Genomic DNA, 19,526 nt, shown 5'->3' on the forward strand with positions numbered 1-19,526 from the left:
AGATACGGTTTAGCTATTAGGAGGAAATCAAAATGCCATTCATTCAAACAGAGATGATTCGACTTAATCAAACATTCGCAACGACAGAGGAAGCGATCACAGCAGCCGGGGCAGTCCTACAAGACGCCGGCTGTGTGACGCCGGAGTATGTAGAAGCGATGCATGAACGTCAAGCGATCGCAAACGTCTATATCGGAAATCACGTAGCCATTCCACACGGTACAGAAGCGGCGAAGTCAGCGGTTCAGAAGACGGGAATCTCATTTCTGCAAGTACCGGACGGTGTCGACTTTGGTGGACAGACGGCTAAACTCGTCATCGGGATTGCAGGCGTGAATGATGAACATTTAGAGCTCCTTTCGCAAATTGCGATTCTCTGCTCGGACGAAGAAAACGTGGAGCGTCTTGTTCAGGCGAAGACGAAAGAGGAAATCTTGGCGCTCTTCATGGAAGAGGTGGCATAAATGAAAGCTGTTCATTTTGGAGCAGGAAACATCGGACGCGGATTTATCGGGTTGCTACTGAATCAAAGTGGTTATGAGGTGACGTTCGTCGACATTAACGACACAGTCATCGAAGCACTCGAAGCAAAACGTCATTATGAGGTCGGATTCGCGGAAGACGGTGTCGATCGAATCATCGTCGATCGAGTACGCGGGGTCAACAGTTTGAAAGAACCAGCCCGCGTCGCGGCTTTGATTGCAGAAGCGGATCTCGTGACGACAGCTGTCGGACCATCACTTCTTTCAAAAGTAGCGCCATTGATCAGTGAAGGGCTTCGTGCGCGTGAAGTTGAGGACGCGCCGGTCTATGTCATCGCATGTGAGAACATGATTGGTGGTAGTGCCATTCTTCGTCAAGAAGTAGAGGCATGTGGCGGTGTCGGGGAGGCAAACGTCTTCTTCCCGAATGCGGCGGTCGACCGTATCGTTCCCCTTCAACAGCATGAAGACCCACTTTACGTGGAAGTCGAAACGTTCCATGAGTGGGTCATTGAGACGCAAGGACTGAACGAGCAACCACCGATTCAAGGTGTGACATGGGTCGAGGAAATCGGACCGTACATTGAACGTAAATTGTTCACGGTCAATACAGGGCACGCCATCGCTTCTTACATCGGTTCGTTGTTCGGGAAGGCGACGATTGACGAGGCGCTACAAGATCGCCGCGTGCGTCAAGTCGTTCAAGGCGCCTTGTATGAAACGGGTTGGTTATTGCTTGAGAAATATGGCTTCGAGGCGAAAGAGCATAGCCAATACATCCAAAAAATCATCAAGCGTTTTGAGAATCCAAAATTGAAGGATGAAGTGTCACGAGTGGCACGTTCGCCGATTCGTAAACTCGGACCGAGCGACCGTCTCGTCAAACCAGCCCGTGAGTTGATGGATAATGGGATCGAGCCGAACGAACTCGCTTACGGGATTGCAGCGGCCCTCCATTATCACAACCCGGAGGATTCGGAATCGTCAGAACTCAATTTGTCGATTGAAGAGCACGGCATCTCATCAACGATTGAAAAATATTTGCAGCTCCATGAGGGAGACACATTGACGCAATTGATTCTCGACCAATATCATTTGATTCGGGAAGAAGAGAAAGAACGCGTGTCATAAGAGCATGGATAGAGAGAGCACGTCTGTGAAAGCAGGTGTGCTCTTTTACTGTTGAAAGAAAATCTGAACAAATTGAGAAGAGTGACTGAGGATGGTATTTCCTCCTGCAATAACGGGTACTTATCAACAGGAAGGAGACTCGTTATGTATAAAACTTCAGAAATCATTCGATTTATTGCAATCACGTTCGGTTATTCATGGATTGTCTGGGCGAGTCTCTATTGGTGGACCGATTTACCGATTATGGAAATCGTTATCATCGGAGCGTTTGGACCGAGTCTTTCCGGTGTGTTGACGATGTATCGACTTCGGGGTGTAGCAGGGGTCAAGCATATTCTTCAAAAAAGCATTCAAGTGAAAATGAGTTGGAAAACGTATGCGATTCCGTTCGTATTGATTCCATTCTTATTTCTTGTCGCCTATTGGTGGACAGACCGAAGTGGTGCGTTAATCGCTAGCGAACCTTGGTGGATTGCTCCTTACTTTTTATATATGCTCTTCCTCGGTGGGACGCTACAAGAAGAATACGGCTGGCGAGGTTATTTGCTTGATGCGTTGCAGTCGAGATTGTCCCCGCTATGGGCAAGTCTGGTGGTAGGGGGAATTTGGGCGATTTGGCATACACCGCTCTTTCTCATGGCCGGTACCGGGCAGGCAAATTTGCCATTTTGGGCATATGGGTTGTCTGTCATGGCCTATTCAATTCTGATTAGCTGGGTATACAATGGATCATCGCGCAATTTGTGGTCCGCATTTCTCATGCATACAATGTTCAACGTCATGTTCGTGATGGTAGGCTTCGATGCAGAAGAAGGGTATCCCATCGGCTTAATTCATTTGATGATCACGTTATGGACCGCAGTGATCTTAGTATTATGGAAAACATACGGGAAGTTGAATTACGAGCCGCTTGAAGAATTCATTCCTTCGTACCCGAGTGTTACGCATCGGATTCGCGAGGGTAAAGAGTAAAAACAAAAAAAGAGAAAAGGAAGTGGACGTCTTGAACTTTCGCGCACTCGAGCAATCAGACGTAAAATCCTTACAACGCTTATTTATGGAGAGTTTGAGTGACTTGATTCGACGAGAGCGTTTTGAAGACGCTGATTTGCTCGATGAAGAAGTGGCGCGCCTGAATACGACCATTCAGGATCATTTTGACGACGATCATGTTCAATTGTATGTAGTTGAGAAAGAAGGAAGTATTATTGGAGCGGGAGCATTGTTGCCTCCAAACGAAATTATATCGGGCAATCTGGAAATAAAGCGTGGTGCCATTGAACTCGGGAGTGTCTACGTCCTCCCTCGTATGCAACGCCAAGGAGTCGGGCATTTTCTATTAGAAGAAATGAAGCGAGAAATCCTCGCGAGAAAGCAACACGTTTTCTATTTGGATGCGGGCTTTCCCAGTGCTCAGGCCTATTGGCGAAAACAATTGGGTGAGCCCTCATTGATTCTCGAACATTACTGGGGTCCTGGTGCACCTCACATGATATGGAAAGTGGACATAAAATAAGGAACTTAGCGGTGAGTGCTAAGTTCCTTATTTGTTAGTAAGAAGAACGCATGAACTGATGAATCCCGGTCGCTGTCGCATTCGCCATTTGTTGGCGGTTCGTCGCATTCGTCAAATAGGCACGATCATTTGAGTTACTGATAAAGCCATATTCAACAAGTGTTGAGGGAACGACATTTTTTCCGACAACATATACATTTTGGTATTTCACACCACGGTTTTGAACGGCCGAAATACGTGAACCGATCTCTTGATTAATCGAAGAACCAAGCGCTCGACTCGCAGAAACGTATGGGTTTGTCGTGTAGCTTTCCGTTGTCGGTACGAGCACCTCATGTCCATGTGCAGAGCTGTACACAGATGAGTTTGCATGGAGACTAACGAAAACATCCGCTTTATACGATTTACTCAATGAGACGCGCTCTGATAAGGAAAGATACGTATCGGTCGAGCGTGTCAATTTGACGTTGTAGTCATATGTGTTCGTCAACGTGCTCATCAATCGCTTCGCCATATCAAGGGCAATGACTTTTTCATATACCGACCCATAAACAGCACCAGGGTCATTCCCACCATGTCCTGCATCGATGACGACCGTTTTTTGAGACGTATCCGAATCTCCTCCACTAGATGTTGTTACATATTGAGAAGAAACATAGCCCGTGACACCTTTATAAGTAACGCGATACCAAGATCCATACGTGCTCAGATATGTCACAGCACTGCCTGATGGAATGGTTAGTAAAATCGTACCTGAAGTCGATGCCATCTTGCGAAGGTTCAAGTTTGCGGTAGTATAGTAGGTTGCTGTTGAATCTGGCGTAATCGTAGAGGAAGACGTGACTTTGACATACTGGGAAGAAACATACCCGATTGTTCCGTTGTAAGACACGCGATACCACGAGCCATATGTACTGAGATAAATCACTTCTTTTCCACTCGGAATCGTCGTTAAAATCGTGCCTGAAGTCGATGCCATTTTACGAAGATTCAAATTTGCTGTTGTCGTGTAGGTTTTCACAGTGGTCGGCTGATATGTTTTAAGATATTGAGAAGACACATATCCGACAGTTCCGTTATAGGAAACACGATACCATGATCCGTATGTACTGATATACGTGACGGTTTTTCCAGAAGGAATCGTCGTCAAAATCGTTCCCGAAGTAGAGGCCATCTTACGAAGATTTAAATTGACGGTCGTTGTGTAATATTTCGTTGCTGCTTCAACACGATGATTGAAAGAAGATGGAGATTGGAAATCAAATGGTGTAAACGTCACAGCCGAGACGATGAGTGTCGAGCTGATGAACAATTTTGTATGTAATTTAGACTTTAACATTTTCAAAATAGTGACTCCTTTGCAGAAAAATAGTTGAACTTTTCATTATTCGATCAACAAATCACTATTAATTATATAGATAATAAAGAAAAAAATGGGCATTAATATTTAATTTATTTATCTTTTTTTGAAATATAAAGAACTTTTGCAAACAAAAAAGACGCACGAGGCGTCTTTGAGTATTTAAATTAATCTTGGAAGTTCTTCAAACGATGAGTTTGATTTCTCCTCTAAAAAAGCGATTCGTGGTAAATCTTCACCAAATAACTTAATTGGTTCTTCGATTTTCGCAATACGAGGAAGATCTTCACCCATCGGACGAATCGTGTTATTAAGTTCTGCAATACGTGGTAAATCCTCACCAAACAACTTAATTGGTTCTTTAATTTTTGCGATGCGAGGAAGGTCCTCTCCCATCGGGCGAATCGTATTATTGAATTCTGCAATACGTGGTAGATCTTCTCCAAGTGGTTTGATTGAACTTCCTAGTAATAAAACTGCACCAGCGATACATAAAATTCCTGCTACTTTTTTCATTATAATGCCTCCATTATTATTTGATATAATTACATAGCCGCAAAAAGCTATAATAACTTTTAATATTAAGATTTGAGCAATTGATAGATAGAATTACATTGCTGTTCAATACACTTGTTTATACAGCCTTTATAATCATTTGGATGATTTGGCTCAAATACTACAATTTTGGAGTCGTCATTTAGAGACGTTGTCAAAACCGGTACATTCGCAGTTTGACTCAAAAAGCTGCTACACAACGGAATTACTGTATATTGATTTTCTCTCAAATGACTCGGTTTCCAGTGAAATGAAGCCTCTGGGAGAACATACACTATGTGACCTTCTTTTAAAAGGCTAATACAATGATTAAATAAATCATCTTGATCTTCTTCAATTCCTAAATATTGAAAATTATAAAAGTGCTTATCGTAGTTGGTTTTGAGACCACGCTTTATAATTGAGAGTGATAACTCAGGACCTACGATATACAGTTTTTTGTGTATCTGATTCGTACTAAGTGTTTCGATAATTAACTTTGGTAACAATTGATAATAGTCAACTTGGAAAGCATTTATAACGAACCCACTTGATGATTGTAACATTTGGGATAGATGATCAAGTCCAGAGAAATTATTTTTATTGTCTTTAGAGAAATGAATACTATTTTCAGAAGTTTTAGAACGAAAATAGATTTTTGGTTTAATATAATCTTCTGCTAAAAGAAAATTCAACTTACCCATTTGTTATGTTCACCTCCAAAAGCTTACTTATGCCTAGAACAATTGATACATTTTGACTAAGGTGGGATGTTCTGTAGTTAAATTTTATCATGGGTGTCAGGTCTTTCGAACTGTTATAGGTTGGGAAACTAACGCGAATAACATGCGAAATTTATATAAGTTTGAAATGAATTTTCCTAAAGATGCGATAAAACGTAGAAAATGTAAGGAAAGAAATCACTTAGGTCGAAGGGGCTATCGCTTAAATGGAATATAATTATGGAAATTTAATTAAGATTGAACGAATGCGTAAGGAGATGAAACAAGCGGTTTTAGCACGAGGAATATGTTCGGTTTCATATTTAAGCAAAATTGAAAATAACCAAACTTCCCCTAGTGAAGAAGTACTAGAGTTGTTGTTCGAAAGATTAGGGTTAGATGTTCCATTGTATTATGATTTTGCAGAACAGGCTAAAAAGATTGAAATTGAAATTAGAGATATCCTTAGAGATGCTTTATTGAGTAGAAAAGATTCTGGTAAGCAGAAACAAATCCAAAAATATTTATATCATCCAGTTGTAAACCAATCAAAAGATTTATATATTACCTTGTTAATGACTTTAGCAAGGTTTCAAATTATGCCAGGTGGAGAAGGGGACTATATTAAACAAATCGGATGGGTGGAAGACCAGCTATCAAAAGAAAATAAACTGCGTTTTATGGTAATGAAAAGTCTGATTCTATTTGATGAGAACGCAAAAGAAGAGTCTTTCAAATTACTGGAATGCTTGAATAAAGAAATTTCACATGCAAACATTCCCGACTGGGAGTTAGCGGATATGAGATACATCATCGGTGCATCTTACTATCGTTTTACTGAATATCTACCAGCTATTGAGAATGTAAAAAGTGCTCTTGAGTATTTTCAAGAACACTTCTACCTTGAAAGAATTGTAGAATGCCATTTAATAATTGGACTATCCTTAAAAAGAAGAAGACGTTTTTCTGAAGCATTGGCACATTATCATCGGGCAGTGAAAGTGATTAGTGCAACAGACCGAACAGATTATTTTGGGATGCTCTATAACAACATGGGTGAAATCTATTCTTCGTTAGGAGATCAAGAGAAGGCACTTGAGTACTTTATGCAAAGCTTCGATTACAAGTTAGAGGTGAAAAGTAAATTATATAGTGTTCTCTCTCTTATTGAAGGTTATGTAAACTATCAAAATACCGAAGAAATATTAAGTTGGTTAGACAAAGGCTATGAAATTAAAAGTGATCGCAGTGGGCTCGAAGAATTTAATCATCACTTTAAAATTTATGAATATTGCTATCGCACACATGACAAAGAGGCATTAATTCAAGCTCTAAAAGCTGCTGTCATTTATTTTGAAACAATTAATGATTATATATACATTCAAAAATATTCCCTTTGGCTTGCAAGGGAATTAAAAGGTTCAGGAAAATACAAATTATCGACAGATTACTACGAAAAAGTAATTTCAATCATGTCACAAACAGAATGACGCTCAGAAATGAGCGTCATTTTTTATGAAACTAGATGTTCTTTCGCACATCCTATGGCGTTGTAAAATAATGCACTGTCCAAACTTGTTCTTGGACAAGACGTTCATCTGTTAAATGACCGTTATGGACTTGCTGCAATAAATGAATTAAGTGTTTTTGGAGATTTCCTTCATATGAGCCACTGTGCAAAATTTGCTCTTCGCTCGCAATAATATAAAATCCACCAAGTCGCAATGGAATATGTTTTCGAACTAATGCGGCAGCCGTTTGGAACTTCGCCTGCTCCCCTATGTGAGGCACATCGATTTCAAAACGCCCCCATTGTTTAAAGTCTCCAATTTCTGAAAAAGGTGGGTCACGATGATCCAATGGCAAGCCCTCCAATCCTAGCAATCTCTTTATATTCAGTATATCTTGTTTTCGCTTTAAAACGTGCAAAAATAAATACATAGGGTATGGCTCATTTCATACTCTTAATTCATTATTTGAGGTTTTCTATATTTTGTAAAAGAACTCCTTCCGATTTTTCTGAAAAAGAATTAAAAATAACACGGTCTTTTTGACCGTGTTATTGCATAATGTGTTCTTTTATTGTCGGCAATTCACAGATAAAGGTACTTCCTTCTCCGTAAACCGATTCGACGTGAAGTTGACCGTCATGAGCTTTAGCGATTTCTTTACAAATCGCGAGTCCGAGCCCAGTTCCGCCGATTTTACGACGATCTGAGTTGTCGACACGATAAAACTTTCCAAAGAGATGAGGGAGAGAGGCACTTGGAATGCCCATTCCGCGATCTCGTACTTTCATCACGACTTGTTCATCTACTCGTTCGAGTGACACGAGAATGTTCCCGCCGTCTGGTGAGTACTTGATGGCATTACTTAATAAGTTGCCGAGCAACTGACGCATTCCTTCTAAGTCTGCGTCGATCATGAAATTCTGATCAGGATCGGCGTCGATAAACAATTCATGTTGATCAGTCGTTTCTTGATAAAACGTTACACTGTCTTTGGCGAGTTTATACAAATCGACTGGCTCCCATTCAAACGTTTGTTTCCCAGACTCCATCTTTTGAAGGTCCAAGAAATCATTAACGAGATAAGATAAGCGCTTCGCCTCATCATGAATCGTTTTTAAATAAAGTTCTCGTCGATTTTCTTTCAAATCACGTGACAACATAAGTTCCGTAAAGCCATAGATTGAAGAAAGGGGAGTGCGCAATTCATGTGATACGGTCGAAACGAGCTCTGACTTCATTCGATCTACTTCAGTCTCAGCAGTAACGTCACGTAGCACAAGCATCGTTCCACGAAGTCGACGGTCGCGATAGACGCTTTCAGCATAAAGCTGAATGAAACAATCGCCTTGATCGATTGAAATCGTAAGTCCGTCCTCCGGTGGGTCTTGCGTGAAGACACGCTCGAAGTATTTGACGAATTGTTCGTGCTGATCCACACGTTCGGCGAGTTGCTCAATATCGATATCAATCGCTGACAATTCTTCATACCCTTTGTAGTCAAAGTGAAGATCATCAAACATACGAATAAACGCGCGATTTCCAACGACAGTGTCATCTTCATAGTTCACGTATAAAATGGCTTCGCGCACGGAATTGATCAATTGAGCTGTTTCTTTTCGATCTTGTTGCATCTGACGATAAAGCTGCATCCGAAGCAGTGAAATGGCGAGCTGACTAGCAAACGCATTCAGTTCAGACTTTTCACTTGCGTCATATTGCTCATCGTAACGAGCCAAATATAGGCAACCAATCAAACTGTTATCAGATGGATCCATAATCGGAATGACTGTCTCATAAATATAATACGGATACGTGTGTAAAGCATCGACAACCCGCTTTGACGTAGCCGCAGGAGATTTAGAAATCATGACACGTTTAAGGAGCAGTGATTCCTTTTTAAGACTCTCTTGCTGATCTTCCGTCATTTCTTTTGGTACCACAGACGTGATTTCTCCATCTTTTGTGAGTAGCAAGGCGCCAAATTCAGACTTCGTGAGTAAGGCAATTTTTTCGATGACGGAAGAGTAATCAAATAAAGATTCTTTCGACGCCAATACTTCAATCAATTCATTACGGTATTGGAGGTTCATTTCGTTCAACTTTGATTCTTTAATCACGTTTTCGAGCTTTTCTTTTTTCATTTTGAGTCTACTATTTTGATCGGCCATTCGTTTGATGAGCGGACGACCAATCAATAGAATGGCGCTGATAAACATGACGAGACCAATCATCCAAATCCATCGAAGTGCAGTAAGTTCGAGAGTAGACACATCTCCATCTCGAACAAACCAAGCTCCAATGGCAGTCAAAATGAGACTGAATCCGCATACGCTATATAAAATACTGAGTATTTGACGACTGTTTAGTTGTTCAATCCACTTGCTGATCATTCATTCTACTTCCTTCCTTGAACATAAAAAACGATGGGTCATTTTTTCCTTGCCCTGCATTTTATGAAAAAGGGAAAGGAAATTGAATTAATTTGCTTACGTGATGTGCATATCTAGCACATAAATCGATTTACCCGAAATGATTGAAACATACACGTCCCAATCTTCTGTTCGTTGACAAGATCACCAAAAATTATTACCTTGAATTTAAGATAAAAAATGAGGAGTGTAACTAAATGTTATCCATTGAACCGTCCGCCTTAACTGAGCGAGACACGTATAAGTTTTTGATTGGCAGTATTGTACCGCGACCAATTGCTTTTGTAACGACACGTAATGGAGACATAATTAATGCTGCTCCCTTCAGTTATTTCAATGTAGTCACTTCCAATCCTCCGCTCGTCTCCGTTTCTATTCAACGAAAAGATGAGGTGATGAAAGATACGGCAAGGAATGCACTCGCTACGAAAGAACTCGTCATCCATGTTGTTGACGAAACAAATGTTGTCGATGTGAACGAGACAGCCGCCAACCTCGCCGCGGATGAAAGTGAATTGACACGTACAACATTTACCATACAACCGAGCGAAGTGATTTCTACTCCAGGAATCAAAGAAGCAAAAATTCGATTTGAATGCGTCTTACATCAACATGTACCAATTGAACATGAAGGAAAAACGACAGCAGACTTGTTGATTGCACGGATTGTCCGTTTTCACATTGATCGGGAATTGTATAAACATGGACGAATCGATGCGAGACAGTTGGCACCGGTCAGCCGTATGGCCGGGAATAGCTATGCAACACTCGGTGAACTTTTTGATGTGGAGCGTCCTGAATAATCGATAAACGTGCCCGTTTTTCTAAAGAACGTGCCCGTTTTTTGGGTAAAGGAATAAGGAGCGTATTTGCATGTAGTATTTCTTTCATTCCGACACGCTCTTATGTCACAATAAAGTCAGAACATTCTAACTTCAAGTCATCCTAGATTCAGAGAAAAAGGGGAATCCGTCATGTACCGTCCAACTGTCCAATCGATTATAACTGCCATTGAAACTGTGATTGTCGGAAAAGAAGAAGTCATCGCCAAGAGCCTGACTGCCTTGTTGGCAGGCGGGCATGTTCTTTTAGAAGATGTACCGGGCGTCGGGAAAACGATGCTTGTTCGTACGTTTAGCCGAGCAATCGACTTAGATTTTAAACGGATTCAATTCACGCCAGACATGTTGCCGTCAGACTTGACGGGTATCTCGATGTATAACCAAAAAACGAGAGAGTTCGAATATCGTCCCGGACCGCTCATGGGAAATATTATCTTGGCGGATGAAATTAACCGAACCTCACCAAAAACACAGTCAGCTCTTCTCGAAGCGATGGCTGAGCGGAGTGTGACCGTAGATGGCGAGTTAAAAGTGCTACCTTCGCCATTTTTTGTCATGGCGACACAAAACCCGATTGAACATGAAGGGACATATCCATTACCAGAAGCACAGTTGGACCGCTTTTTACTCAAAATCGAGATGGGATACCCGACATTCAATGAAGAAATCGCACTCTTAAGTCGTTTCGAAAAGGAAGAGCCGCTTGAGGCGCTTCATAGTGTCATTACAAAACAAGAAGTAGAGCTCATGCAACGTGAAGTGAGAGAGATCCATGTATCGAGTGCCGTCAAACAATACATTGTACGATTGGTGCATGAATCACGAAAGGATCCCCATACGTATTTAGGAGGCAGTCCGCGAGCTACGCTTGCGTTGATGAAAGCGGCGCAGGCGTGGGCGTATATTCATAATCGTGACTTCGTGTTACCGGATGACGTCAAGGCGATGGCGACGAGTGTGCTCGGACATCGCGTCTTGTTAACGGCGGAAGCGCGATATAAAGGAAAAACACCGAATCAATTGATCCAAGGTTGGCTTGATACGTTGCCTGTCCCGATGAATCGTGAGGTCAACGAAGTATGAAAAACTGGATGAAGCTGTTCGTTGTATGGGCGGCGGCATTCGGATTGTATGCATTCGCCCGAATCGAGGGGAGTATCGTTGCTTCGACATTATGGTGGTCGTTCGTGGTGTTGACGGTTTATTGGACGCTCTTTATGATTTATCCGGTCACAGCGGCGAATGTGTCTCGCCGAGTCACCACGAAACGTCTCGTTTCCGGTCAATCGATGGACGTTGAATTACGAATCGAACGAAAATATCCTTTTTTGATTGGGATGGTGACGTTAGAAGAACGATTGCCGCAACGATTGATTGATGATGATCAGACAATCATCGTGCCGGTAGATCGTTTCTTCCGACGCGCCGAAGTGGTCCATTATGAGGTCGATGCAATTAAGCGGGGGATTCATGTCTTTGACCGAACGGTTCTTCACGTGCGTGATGTGTTTGGTTTATTCGACCGGAAGCGGACGTTGCGAATCGAAACGGTTGTAGAAGTGTCACCTGCTGAACTCCCATTCGATCTTCCACGGGATGAGCATGTCGGAGGGCGCGGCGAACAATATCGTCAAATGCGTACTTACACGGAAGTAGCCAATACGACGAGCGGTGTCCGTGAATACGCGGCAGGGGACCGAATTGGACGGATTGATTGGAAAGCATCCGCTCGACGAGGGAACTTGATGACAAAAACATTTGACCAAGAGCAAGAAAAGAAACTTTCGCTCGTATTCGTCCCGGCTGTTTCTGCCGGGTATGAGGAGGCGTTTGAACGTTCGTTGTCCTTGCTCGTTGGTGCGATTCGACAGTTGGAAAGAAAGAATTTGCCGTTTGAACTATATATCATTGAAGAACAGGTACGGCTGTTCCATCTTCCGGATCAAAGTGCAGAAGTCGGACACTATCTGTTGACTGCGACTCCAGAAGCGGAGGGGCGTCTTGTCGAGCGGGTGAAACAGAACCTGCCTCAACAAACGGGGGATTTGATTTTGATCAGTCCGTTTGAAACGACTTCGATTCGTGAGCTTATGCATGAGACGCAAGGCAATTATCACCTATACACAGCGGTAAATGAGGTGACGGGATGAAGACATGGATTACACGGATTATATATACGGCGCTCGCCGCCTATTTATTGTCTTTTTGGATTGAGCCGATTGTTGGAAGTACAACGTTCGATGTAAGTTGGCCGTTTTATTTCCTTTTGATCGTCCCGATGTTCGTCAGTCTTCTCCCGTGGGGTGCATTTCTTGGAATCTCCCTTCTCAATTTCCTAGTTGTGTTATACGTCTATCACGGAAGTATTTTCGACTGGTTCGGGATATGGATGGAAGATTTTATGGGTGTCATAAGCGGGGAATTACCAAACGAGGCGATTTTCTTCTCTGCGATGGCGCTCATCGGTCTACTATTTGCCATCCTTGTCGGACGAACATACCCGAGTTACGGATTCGCACTTGGGATGATCGTTTCGACACTGGGTGTCATGGCTTATTTCGATACGTGGACACTGTATGACGGAGAAGGGAATATCCTTTATGCGATCGTCACCTCACTTCTCTTACTATTTGTCACGGATTTAGCGAAGCGTCCAAGTCAATCGCTCGTACGATTCGTCAGTATCGGTTTGCTTCTCAGTGTCGTCGTTGCGCTTGCGAGTGCCTCTCCGACATTAGAAGGAGATTGGTCCGACCGAATCACAACGAGTTTCCGAAATGCGACAACAGAAGGTGATGGGAACGGACCTGGTCGGGTCGGATATGGTGTGAACGATGAGGCGCTAGGTGGTCCGTTTGAACAGGATGATAGCATTGTCTTTATCGCGCGAGGCGTACCGGCTCGTTACTGGCGAATCGAATCAAAAGCCATCTACACAGGAAAAGGTTGGATTGAGGCACCTGTTTTAGATTCTAACTATAATCGCGGGCAATTGGTCGACTCTGAAGTAGATACAACCCCGGAACAGGCGCTTTTGCGTTTTGATCGTCGTCAAACATTCGTTCCGTATGGGGGAGAGTATCCTCAAGCGACGGAAACAGAGTCAGGCACTGAATTTCGGGTCGGAGATATCGAACAAGCTTTTCCGAACGAGACAATCACAATCCAACCGTCCGGAAAAATTGTGTTTGAAAACGAAAACCAAGCCACACCGCGAACGATTCAACTTCGCTACAGTGTACCAGCTTTCTCGGAAGAACAGCTTGCCTTAAATGAAGAAGTGAGCTCGCTGACAGAGGAGGAAGAACAAGTCTATTTGCAACTACCTGATTCTTTACCGGATCGTGTACGTGACTTGGCTACGGAGATTACCGCTGAAAGTGAGACTCCAAATGAGAAAGCAGAAGCGGTAGAAGCGTATTTCCGAAACGGGGAATTTCAGTATGATACCGAAGATGTCGCGCAACCAGAAGGGGAAACCGATTATGTAGACCAATTCTTGTTCGACACACAGATTGGGTATTGTGATAACTTCTCTACGTCAGCAGCCGTCTTATTACGAGCGAATGGAATCCCGACACGTTGGGTAAAAGGGTTTACGATGGGTGACACGCGAGGAGTTGTTCAAGGTGAGGAAGAGCATACGATTCGTAACCGTCACGCCCATTCATGGGTCGAGTATTTTATCGAAGGAGCAGGTTGGGTCCCGTTAGAGGCGACGATCAGCTTCTCAGATGCGAACTTACTACAGATGGAACGGGAAACGAATACAGATGATACGACACCGGCAACGAATGATCCGCAGGCAACGCAAGACAATAATGCGCAAAATCGTCCACAAGAAGATTTGTTGATCGATGATGTCACAACAGGTGATGCACAAGAAGAGTCTCGTAGTATCCCGGTATGGGGATGGATTGTCCTTCTTTTTCTCGTGACCGTCGTCATTTGGAACCGGAAAATCATTGAGCGACAAATTATGTACGTCTGGTGGATGAGTCGTCCGCTCACAGACGGTAGTATCGTATCGATGCATCGCTATTTGGTGAAGCGACTTCGCGCGAACGGATTTAAAGTTGAGGGGCGTACGCCGTCGGAGCTTGCCAAAGAAGTCGATGCCTATTACGAAACGAACGACATGACGCGTTTGACGGCTTTGTTCGAGCAAGCGGTTTATGCCGAACAAGGGCCGAATTCAAAATATAAAGAATATTGGAAAATCATGATTCGCAGAATTATGAGTTGAAGTGACGGGATGCATCAAGTAAGATAGACGCATTAGTTAGATAATTGAACATGGCATTCCTTCGTATATACTCGTGAATTGGCGCGAGAGTCTCTACCGGACCACCGTAAATGGACCGACTATGAAGGAGCACGTTTCGCATACAAAGAAAAGGGCGTGCTTCTTCTTCGGTTTGGATAATCTGGGGAGAGGCTCGTCCTTTTTTTGAGGAGAAGGCAGAAAGGTGGAGATTTCGTGAAAGTAGAACAAGAAATGATTTTGGTGCTCGATTTTGGTGGACAGTATAACCAGTTGATCACGCGTCGTGTCCGTGACCTTGGCGTATACAGTGAGTTGCATTCACATAAAATGACTGCAGCGGAGATTCGCGAATTGAACCCAGTCGGCATCATCTTCTCTGGTGGACCGAACAGCGTATACGCGGAAGGCGCATATCGTTGTGACCCAGAAATTTTCGAATTAGGTATTCCGATCTTCGGGATCTGCTACGGCATGCAGCTCATGACGCATCATTTCGGTGGTCGTGTCGAACGTGCCGCACACCGTGAGTATGGGAAAGCGACATTGTTCTCAACACCGGAAGCATCAGCTATCTACAATGGTCTTCCAGTCGAGCATACAGTGTGGATGAGCCACGGCGACCTCGTCATTGAAGCACCGGAAGGATTCATCGTCGACGGAACGAACCCATCTTGTCCGGTCGCTTCGATTAAAAACGATGAGTTGAAAATGTATGGCGTTCAATATCACCCAGAGGTTCGTCACTCGGAGTATGGGAACGACATCTTGAAAAACTTCATCTATGAAGTGTGTGGTGCTAAAGGTGAATGGTCGATGGAGAACTTTATTGACCTTGAAGTCGAAAAGATTCGTGAAATCGTCGGTGACAAGCAAGTGCTCTGTGCCCTTTCAGGTGGAGTCGATTCATCTGTCGTTGCGGCACTCGTGCATCGCGCAATCGGTGATCAATTGACATGTATGTTCGTCGACCACGGTCTCCTTCGTAAAGGAGAAGCGGATAGCGTCATGAAGACGTTCGCTGACGGATTTAACATGAAGGTCATTAAAATCGATGCGCAAGAACGTTTCTTGACGAAGTTGGCTGGTGTGTCCGACCCTGAACAGAAGCGAAAGATTATCGGAAACGAGTTCATTTATGTATTTGATGAAGAAGCATCGAAACTTGTCGATATGGACTTCCTCGCACAAGGAACGCTCTACACAGACATTATCGAGAGTGGGACAGATACAGCACAAACGATCAAATCACACCATAATGTCGGTGGATTGCCAGAAGACATGAACTTCACGTTGATCGAGCCACTCAACACGCTCTTTAAAGATGAAGTCCGTGCGCTCGGTACTGAGCTCGGTCTTCCTGACTATATCGTTTGGCGCCAGCCATTCCCAGGCCCGGGTCTAGGAATTCGTGTACTTGGTGAAATCACGGAAGAGAAACTTGAAATTGTCCGTGAATCCGATGCAATTTTGCGTGAAGAAGTGAAGAAAGCAGGTCTTGAACGAGATATCTGGCAATACTTCACGGTACTCACACCGATTCGCTCAGTTGGAGTTATGGGTGACGAGCGTACGTACGACTATGCAGTCGGCGTCCGTGCCGTTACATCAATTGATGGGATGACGTCTGATTGGGCGCGCATTCCATGGGATGTACTTGAGAAAATCTCTGTCCGTATCGTCAATGAAGTCAGCCACGTTAACCGTGTGCTGTATGACATTACGTCTAAGCCGCCTGCAACAATCGAATGGGAATAAGCCGAACAGAGGGGTCACACCCTCTGTTTTGTCTTAAAACCGAACATTAACGTTTTTTTAAGATGTAAAATCCGTGAATTTAGTTGACATTCTATTTTCACGCTGATACGATAAGAACGTTCTTATTATAACCGAACAATCATAAAATATTTTGCCGTATAATGTCGGGGATATGGCCCGAGAGTCTCTACGAAATCACCTTAAATGATTTCACTACGGCGAGACATAGATGAGGGTGTATACCCTCGTATGTTTCGCGTAGGGTCCTCGGTCATTTGCCGGGGACCTTTTCTCGTTTTACGGCGAGTACAAGGAGGAAAACAAATGAGCACACAGCTCAAGCAAGAACAGCAACAACCTACAACGAGTCGGATTGATCGTTACTTCCAACTCACGGCACTTGGAACGAGTGTCCGCACTGAATTGATTGCAGGATTCACAACGTTCCTCGCAATGGCGTACATCCTTTTCGTTAACCCAAACGTTCTTGGGGCAGCGGGTATGGATACAGGGGCTGTCTTTGTCGCAACAGGACTTGTTGCAGTAGTCGGTTCATTGACAATGGGACTTTTAGCGAATTATCCGATTGCGATTGCGCCGGGCATGGGCCTCAACGCGTTCTTCGCATATAGCGTTGTCATCGGAATGGGTGTACCATGGCAAACGGCTTTGTCGGGTGTACTCGTATCGGGTCTCTTCTTCATCGTATTGACGCTTTCAGGTATTCGCGAAACAATTGTTAACGCGATTCCAGCTCCGCTTAAAATGGCAGTGGCAGCAGGGATTGGTTTCTTTATCGCTTTCATCGGATTGAAAAACGCAGGAATTGTCGTAGCGAACGAAGCGACACTCGTAAGTCTCGGTTCACTTGGAACGGGAACGACACTTCTTGCTGTATTCGGACTTGTTGTCAGTGCCTTGCTCATGGCGCGTGATGTAAAAGGTGGAATCTTCATCGGGATGTTGTTGACGGCAATCGTTGGTATGATCTTCGGTCTCGTTCCGACTCCTACAGCAATCTCTGATGTTGTGTCAATGCCACCGAGCATGTCATCAACGTTCGGTCAAGCGTTCATCAACTTCAGTGACGTGTTCACTCTCCAAATGCTGATTGTCATCTTAACGTTCTTCTTCATCGATTTCTTTGATACGGCTGGAACGCTCGTTGCCGTAGCACGTCAAGCGGGAATCATGAAAGAAAACAAAGTACCGCGCGCAAGTAAGGCGTTAATGGCTGATTCGACAGCAACGGTAGCGGGTGCGATTTTTGGAACATCTACAGCGACTTCATATGTTGAATCGTCAGCTGGTGTTGCTGCAGGTGGACGTACAGGTTTGACGGCGGTGTTCGCAGGATTGTTCTTCGGTTTGGCATTGTTCTTCTCACCTCTCTTGGCGGTTGTAACAGCGCCGGTTACGGCTCCTGCATTAATCATTGTCGGTGTGCTCATGGCTTCGGCTCTTCTTGATATTGATTGGAAGAAAATCGAAATCGCCGTACCAGCTTTCTTGACGATCATTATGATGCCTTTGACATCTTCAATCGCAACAGGAATTGGGCTTGGGTTCATCCTTTACCCACTCATGATGATTGCGAAAGGAAAGACAAAAGAAATTCATCCAATCATGTATGGGATGTTAATCATCTTCTTGGCATACTTCATGTTCTTACCACACGCATAAGTTCATTTGAAAAGCCGGCTCTTCTATTAAGAGTCGGCTTTTTTGTATGCAGTATTTTCGGGTAGGAAAGGGTCATACATCGTGATGGCATGATTTTCTGTAATGAATTCATTTCGGAGATGAGTGCCATTCATTGAGGTTACTTCTCTAAAAATCTGATTATGTCGTATTGTCCCTCCCCACCACTCACGTGTGAAATGGTGGTTTTCTTCATATATACGGTACTGCTCTTTATTCGGGATGGTAGAGCGCCATTCGCCGACGAGATGATCTCCCTCTATATATAGAAGGAGTTGATATGTTTGTGCGGTTTGATTTGTAATTTGTAGATCGAGATAATTGTAAGAGCATGTAGCGCCACTTCCGAATGGTTGGTCTCTTCGATAGTCAGGAAACACGTCGTAGCTATGACGATAACGCTCAGTTACAGTTAATGGACTATGAAGTGTAATCCAATAAATGAGGTTAGATAGTTGGCATAAGCCACCGCCGATTCCTGAGGAGACCTTTCCGTAATGCAGAATCATGCCATCGACATACCCTTTTCGTTTAGTGGGCTTGCCAATCATCTTCCAATAAGAAAAGACGTCGTTAGGTGTTAGGATGGCTCCGTTTAGGTTTGTGATTGCGATCTTTAGATTTGTGACTTTATTATGTTGAACTTCCATGTCTACATCTCGTAGTTGTCGATAAAGGGGAGTTCGGTGTGTAAAAATAAGATAAGGCATTGGTTCAATGTTTTGTTTCGAGACGTATTGTCGTTTGTCTGTCATCCATTCCAATCGTCGTTTCATTGTGTATACTTGTGTACCGGACCAGATTCTAAGCGGTGAACGCTTTTTTGGTTTTTGTAAATCGGTTTGGATCATGAATGTGTCTCCTTATCGGTTGATAGTCGTTATTAGATATAAGTGTATTCTTTAAAGTGATCTGTTCTTCCTTTTAGAAGTTGAGATTCAAACTTTATGAAGATACGAAAAATAATCAAAAGTTTTTTTAGAATAATGCTTGCAAGATTAAAAAGCAGATGATATAGTTATCTCTGTTGCCAGCGACAAACGTTGAACAAACAAAAAAGTTGTTGACATCAAAAAGAATTAAATGTTATTATCATTTAGTCGCCAAGAGCGGCAGACGAACTTTGAAAACTGAACGATGAGGCAAAAAAAGTTTTACAATTTTTGAATGAAGCGCAAGCTTCGTCAATTTAAGAGCTATATCAAATTCTTTGGAGAGTTTGATCCTGGCTCAGGACGAACGCTGGCGGCGTGCCTAATACATGCAAGTCGAGCGC

Annotated in this window: 17 protein-coding genes, 1 rRNA gene and 2 riboswitches; of the genes, 12 read left to right on the forward strand and 6 right to left on the reverse strand. The window is 43.4% G+C overall.

Annotated elements, in window-relative coordinates; all coding sequences use genetic code 11:
* The first annotated feature begins 32 nt into the window (after positions 1-32).
* The 4 genes from KNP04_RS13815 to KNP04_RS13830 all read left to right on the forward strand — a co-directional run bounded on the left by KNP04_RS13815 (position 33) and on the right by KNP04_RS13830 (position 3,129).
* Positions 33-464 (forward strand): PTS mannitol transporter subunit IIA, encoded by a 432-nt coding sequence (locus KNP04_RS13815; RefSeq protein WP_214748595.1) that lies wholly within the window; start codon positions 33-35, stop codon positions 462-464.
* A complete protein-coding gene (locus KNP04_RS13820; RefSeq protein WP_214876859.1) occupies positions 465-1,613 on the forward strand; it encodes a mannitol-1-phosphate 5-dehydrogenase in 1,149 nt (382 codons plus the stop codon). It abuts the gene before it with no gap.
* Between the two features lie 144 nt (positions 1,614-1,757).
* Entirely contained in the window at positions 1,758-2,585 is an 828-nt protein-coding gene (locus KNP04_RS13825) for a CPBP family intramembrane glutamic endopeptidase (RefSeq protein WP_214876861.1), read from the forward strand.
* Positions 2,586-2,616: 31 nt separating this feature from the next.
* Entirely contained in the window at positions 2,617-3,129 is a 513-nt protein-coding gene (locus KNP04_RS13830) for a GNAT family N-acetyltransferase (RefSeq protein WP_214876863.1), read from the forward strand.
* A 34-nt stretch (positions 3,130-3,163) separates the two neighbouring features.
* Here KNP04_RS13830 and KNP04_RS13835 read toward each other — a convergent pair whose 3' ends face one another.
* The 3 genes from KNP04_RS13835 to KNP04_RS13845 all read right to left on the reverse strand — a co-directional run bounded on the left by KNP04_RS13835 (position 3,164) and on the right by KNP04_RS13845 (position 5,727).
* Complete coding sequence (locus KNP04_RS13835; protein WP_214876865.1) at positions 3,164-4,468, reverse strand: N-acetylmuramoyl-L-alanine amidase family protein; 1,305 nt, start codon at positions 4,466-4,468, stop codon at positions 3,164-3,166.
* Between the two features lie 183 nt (positions 4,469-4,651).
* Positions 4,652-5,005, reverse strand: coding sequence for a hypothetical protein (locus KNP04_RS13840; RefSeq protein WP_214876867.1), 354 nt, complete (start codon positions 5,003-5,005; stop codon positions 4,652-4,654).
* Between the two features lie 65 nt (positions 5,006-5,070).
* Positions 5,071-5,727, reverse strand: a complete 657-nt coding sequence (locus KNP04_RS13845) for a hypothetical protein (RefSeq protein ID WP_214876869.1) — start codon at positions 5,725-5,727, stop codon at positions 5,071-5,073.
* A 245-nt stretch (positions 5,728-5,972) separates the two neighbouring features.
* On the opposite strand from KNP04_RS13845, the gene KNP04_RS13850 reads away from it, so the two are divergent.
* A complete protein-coding gene (locus tag KNP04_RS13850; protein WP_214876871.1) occupies positions 5,973-7,235 on the forward strand; it encodes a helix-turn-helix domain-containing protein in 1,263 nt (420 codons plus the stop codon).
* Between the two features lie 52 nt (positions 7,236-7,287).
* On the opposite strand, the gene KNP04_RS13855 is transcribed toward KNP04_RS13850, so the two are convergent.
* Together KNP04_RS13855 and KNP04_RS13860 are read right to left on the reverse strand one after the other, a co-directional pair.
* Positions 7,288-7,605 (reverse strand): hypothetical protein, encoded by a 318-nt coding sequence (locus KNP04_RS13855; RefSeq protein ID WP_214697262.1) that lies wholly within the window; start codon positions 7,603-7,605, stop codon positions 7,288-7,290.
* Positions 7,606-7,804: 199 nt separating this feature from the next.
* Positions 7,805-9,646, reverse strand: coding sequence for an ATP-binding protein (locus tag KNP04_RS13860; protein ID WP_214876873.1), 1,842 nt, complete (start codon positions 9,644-9,646; stop codon positions 7,805-7,807).
* A gap of 236 nt (positions 9,647-9,882) precedes the next feature.
* On the opposite strand from KNP04_RS13860, the gene KNP04_RS13865 reads away from it, so the two are divergent.
* The 6 genes from KNP04_RS13865 (at position 9,883) to KNP04_RS13890 (ending at position 18,232) form a co-directional block, all read left to right on the forward strand.
* Positions 9,883-10,488, forward strand: coding sequence for a flavin reductase family protein (locus KNP04_RS13865; protein WP_214876875.1), 606 nt, complete (start codon positions 9,883-9,885; stop codon positions 10,486-10,488).
* A 171-nt stretch (positions 10,489-10,659) separates the two neighbouring features.
* The gene (locus tag KNP04_RS13870) at positions 10,660-11,610 is read left to right on the forward strand and encodes an AAA family ATPase (protein WP_214876877.1); all 951 of its coding nucleotides are present in this window, start codon (positions 10,660-10,662) and stop codon (positions 11,608-11,610) included.
* A complete protein-coding gene (locus tag KNP04_RS13875) occupies positions 11,607-12,677 on the forward strand; it encodes a DUF58 domain-containing protein (protein WP_214876879.1) in 1,071 nt (356 codons plus the stop codon). The genes KNP04_RS13870 and KNP04_RS13875 overlap by 4 nt, the downstream gene beginning before the upstream one ends.
* A complete protein-coding gene (locus KNP04_RS13880; protein WP_214876881.1) occupies positions 12,674-14,773 on the forward strand; it encodes a transglutaminase domain-containing protein in 2,100 nt (699 codons plus the stop codon). Before KNP04_RS13875 ends, KNP04_RS13880 begins: the two co-directional genes overlap by 4 nt.
* A gap of 41 nt (positions 14,774-14,814) precedes the next feature.
* Positions 14,815-14,915: riboswitch (purine riboswitch) on the forward strand.
* 110 nt (positions 14,916-15,025) lie between these two features.
* Positions 15,026-16,549, forward strand: coding sequence for a glutamine-hydrolyzing GMP synthase (guaA, locus tag KNP04_RS13885; protein ID WP_251129985.1), 1,524 nt, complete (start codon positions 15,026-15,028; stop codon positions 16,547-16,549).
* A 134-nt stretch (positions 16,550-16,683) separates the two neighbouring features.
* A riboswitch (purine riboswitch) is annotated at positions 16,684-16,785 on the forward strand.
* Between the two features lie 88 nt (positions 16,786-16,873).
* Positions 16,874-18,232 carry an NCS2 family permease gene (locus KNP04_RS13890; protein ID WP_251125744.1) on the forward strand — a complete coding sequence of 453 codons (1,359 nt, stop codon included), beginning with the start codon at positions 16,874-16,876 and terminating at the stop codon, positions 18,230-18,232.
* Between the two features lie 26 nt (positions 18,233-18,258).
* Here KNP04_RS13890 and KNP04_RS13895 read toward each other — a convergent pair whose 3' ends face one another.
* Positions 18,259-19,101, reverse strand: a complete 843-nt coding sequence (locus KNP04_RS13895) for a VanW family protein (RefSeq protein ID WP_214876885.1) — start codon at positions 19,099-19,101, stop codon at positions 18,259-18,261.
* A 356-nt stretch (positions 19,102-19,457) separates the two neighbouring features.
* Between KNP04_RS13895 and KNP04_RS13900 the strand changes: the two genes are divergently transcribed.
* Positions 19,458-19,526, forward strand: a 16S ribosomal RNA gene (locus KNP04_RS13900); the annotation flags it as partial.

The sequence above is a fragment of the Exiguobacterium sp. CH10 genome, assembly GCF_018617635.1.
Taxonomy (GTDB): Bacteria; Bacillota; Bacilli; order Exiguobacteriales; family Exiguobacteriaceae; genus Exiguobacterium; species Exiguobacterium aestuarii_A.

What these genes read in the sequence shown, in the direction of transcription:
- KNP04_RS13845 (WP_214876869.1), bottom strand. Translation starts at nt 5,727, where the DNA reads ATGGGTAAGTTGAATTTTCTTTTAGCAGAAGATTATATTAAACCAAAA.
- KNP04_RS13820 (WP_214876859.1), top strand. Translation starts at nt 465, where the DNA reads ATGAAAGCTGTTCATTTTGGAGCAGGAAACATCGGACGCGGATTTATC.
- KNP04_RS13835 (WP_214876865.1), bottom strand. Translation starts at nt 4,468, where the DNA reads ATGTTAAAGTCTAAATTACATACAAAATTGTTCATCAGCTCGACACTC.
- KNP04_RS13890 (WP_251125744.1), top strand. Translation starts at nt 16,874, where the DNA reads ATGAGCACACAGCTCAAGCAAGAACAGCAACAACCTACAACGAGTCGG.
- KNP04_RS13840 (WP_214876867.1), bottom strand. Translation starts at nt 5,005, where the DNA reads ATGAAAAAAGTAGCAGGAATTTTATGTATCGCTGGTGCAGTTTTATTA.
- KNP04_RS13895 (WP_214876885.1), bottom strand. Translation starts at nt 19,101, where the DNA reads ATGATCCAAACCGATTTACAAAAACCAAAAAAGCGTTCACCGCTTAGA.
- guaA (WP_251129985.1), top strand. Translation starts at nt 15,026, where the DNA reads ATGATTTTGGTGCTCGATTTTGGTGGACAGTATAACCAGTTGATCACG.
- KNP04_RS13815 (WP_214748595.1), top strand. Translation starts at nt 33, where the DNA reads ATGCCATTCATTCAAACAGAGATGATTCGACTTAATCAAACATTCGCA.
- KNP04_RS13870 (WP_214876877.1), top strand. Translation starts at nt 10,660, where the DNA reads ATGTACCGTCCAACTGTCCAATCGATTATAACTGCCATTGAAACTGTG.
- KNP04_RS13880 (WP_214876881.1), top strand. Translation starts at nt 12,674, where the DNA reads ATGAAGACATGGATTACACGGATTATATATACGGCGCTCGCCGCCTAT.
- KNP04_RS13860 (WP_214876873.1), bottom strand. Translation starts at nt 9,646, where the DNA reads ATGATCAGCAAGTGGATTGAACAACTAAACAGTCGTCAAATACTCAGT.
- KNP04_RS13875 (WP_214876879.1), top strand. Translation starts at nt 11,607, where the DNA reads ATGAAAAACTGGATGAAGCTGTTCGTTGTATGGGCGGCGGCATTCGGA.
- KNP04_RS13825 (WP_214876861.1), top strand. Translation starts at nt 1,758, where the DNA reads ATGTATAAAACTTCAGAAATCATTCGATTTATTGCAATCACGTTCGGT.
- KNP04_RS13865 (WP_214876875.1), top strand. Translation starts at nt 9,883, where the DNA reads ATGTTATCCATTGAACCGTCCGCCTTAACTGAGCGAGACACGTATAAG.
- KNP04_RS13850 (WP_214876871.1), top strand. Translation starts at nt 5,973, where the DNA reads ATGGAATATAATTATGGAAATTTAATTAAGATTGAACGAATGCGTAAG.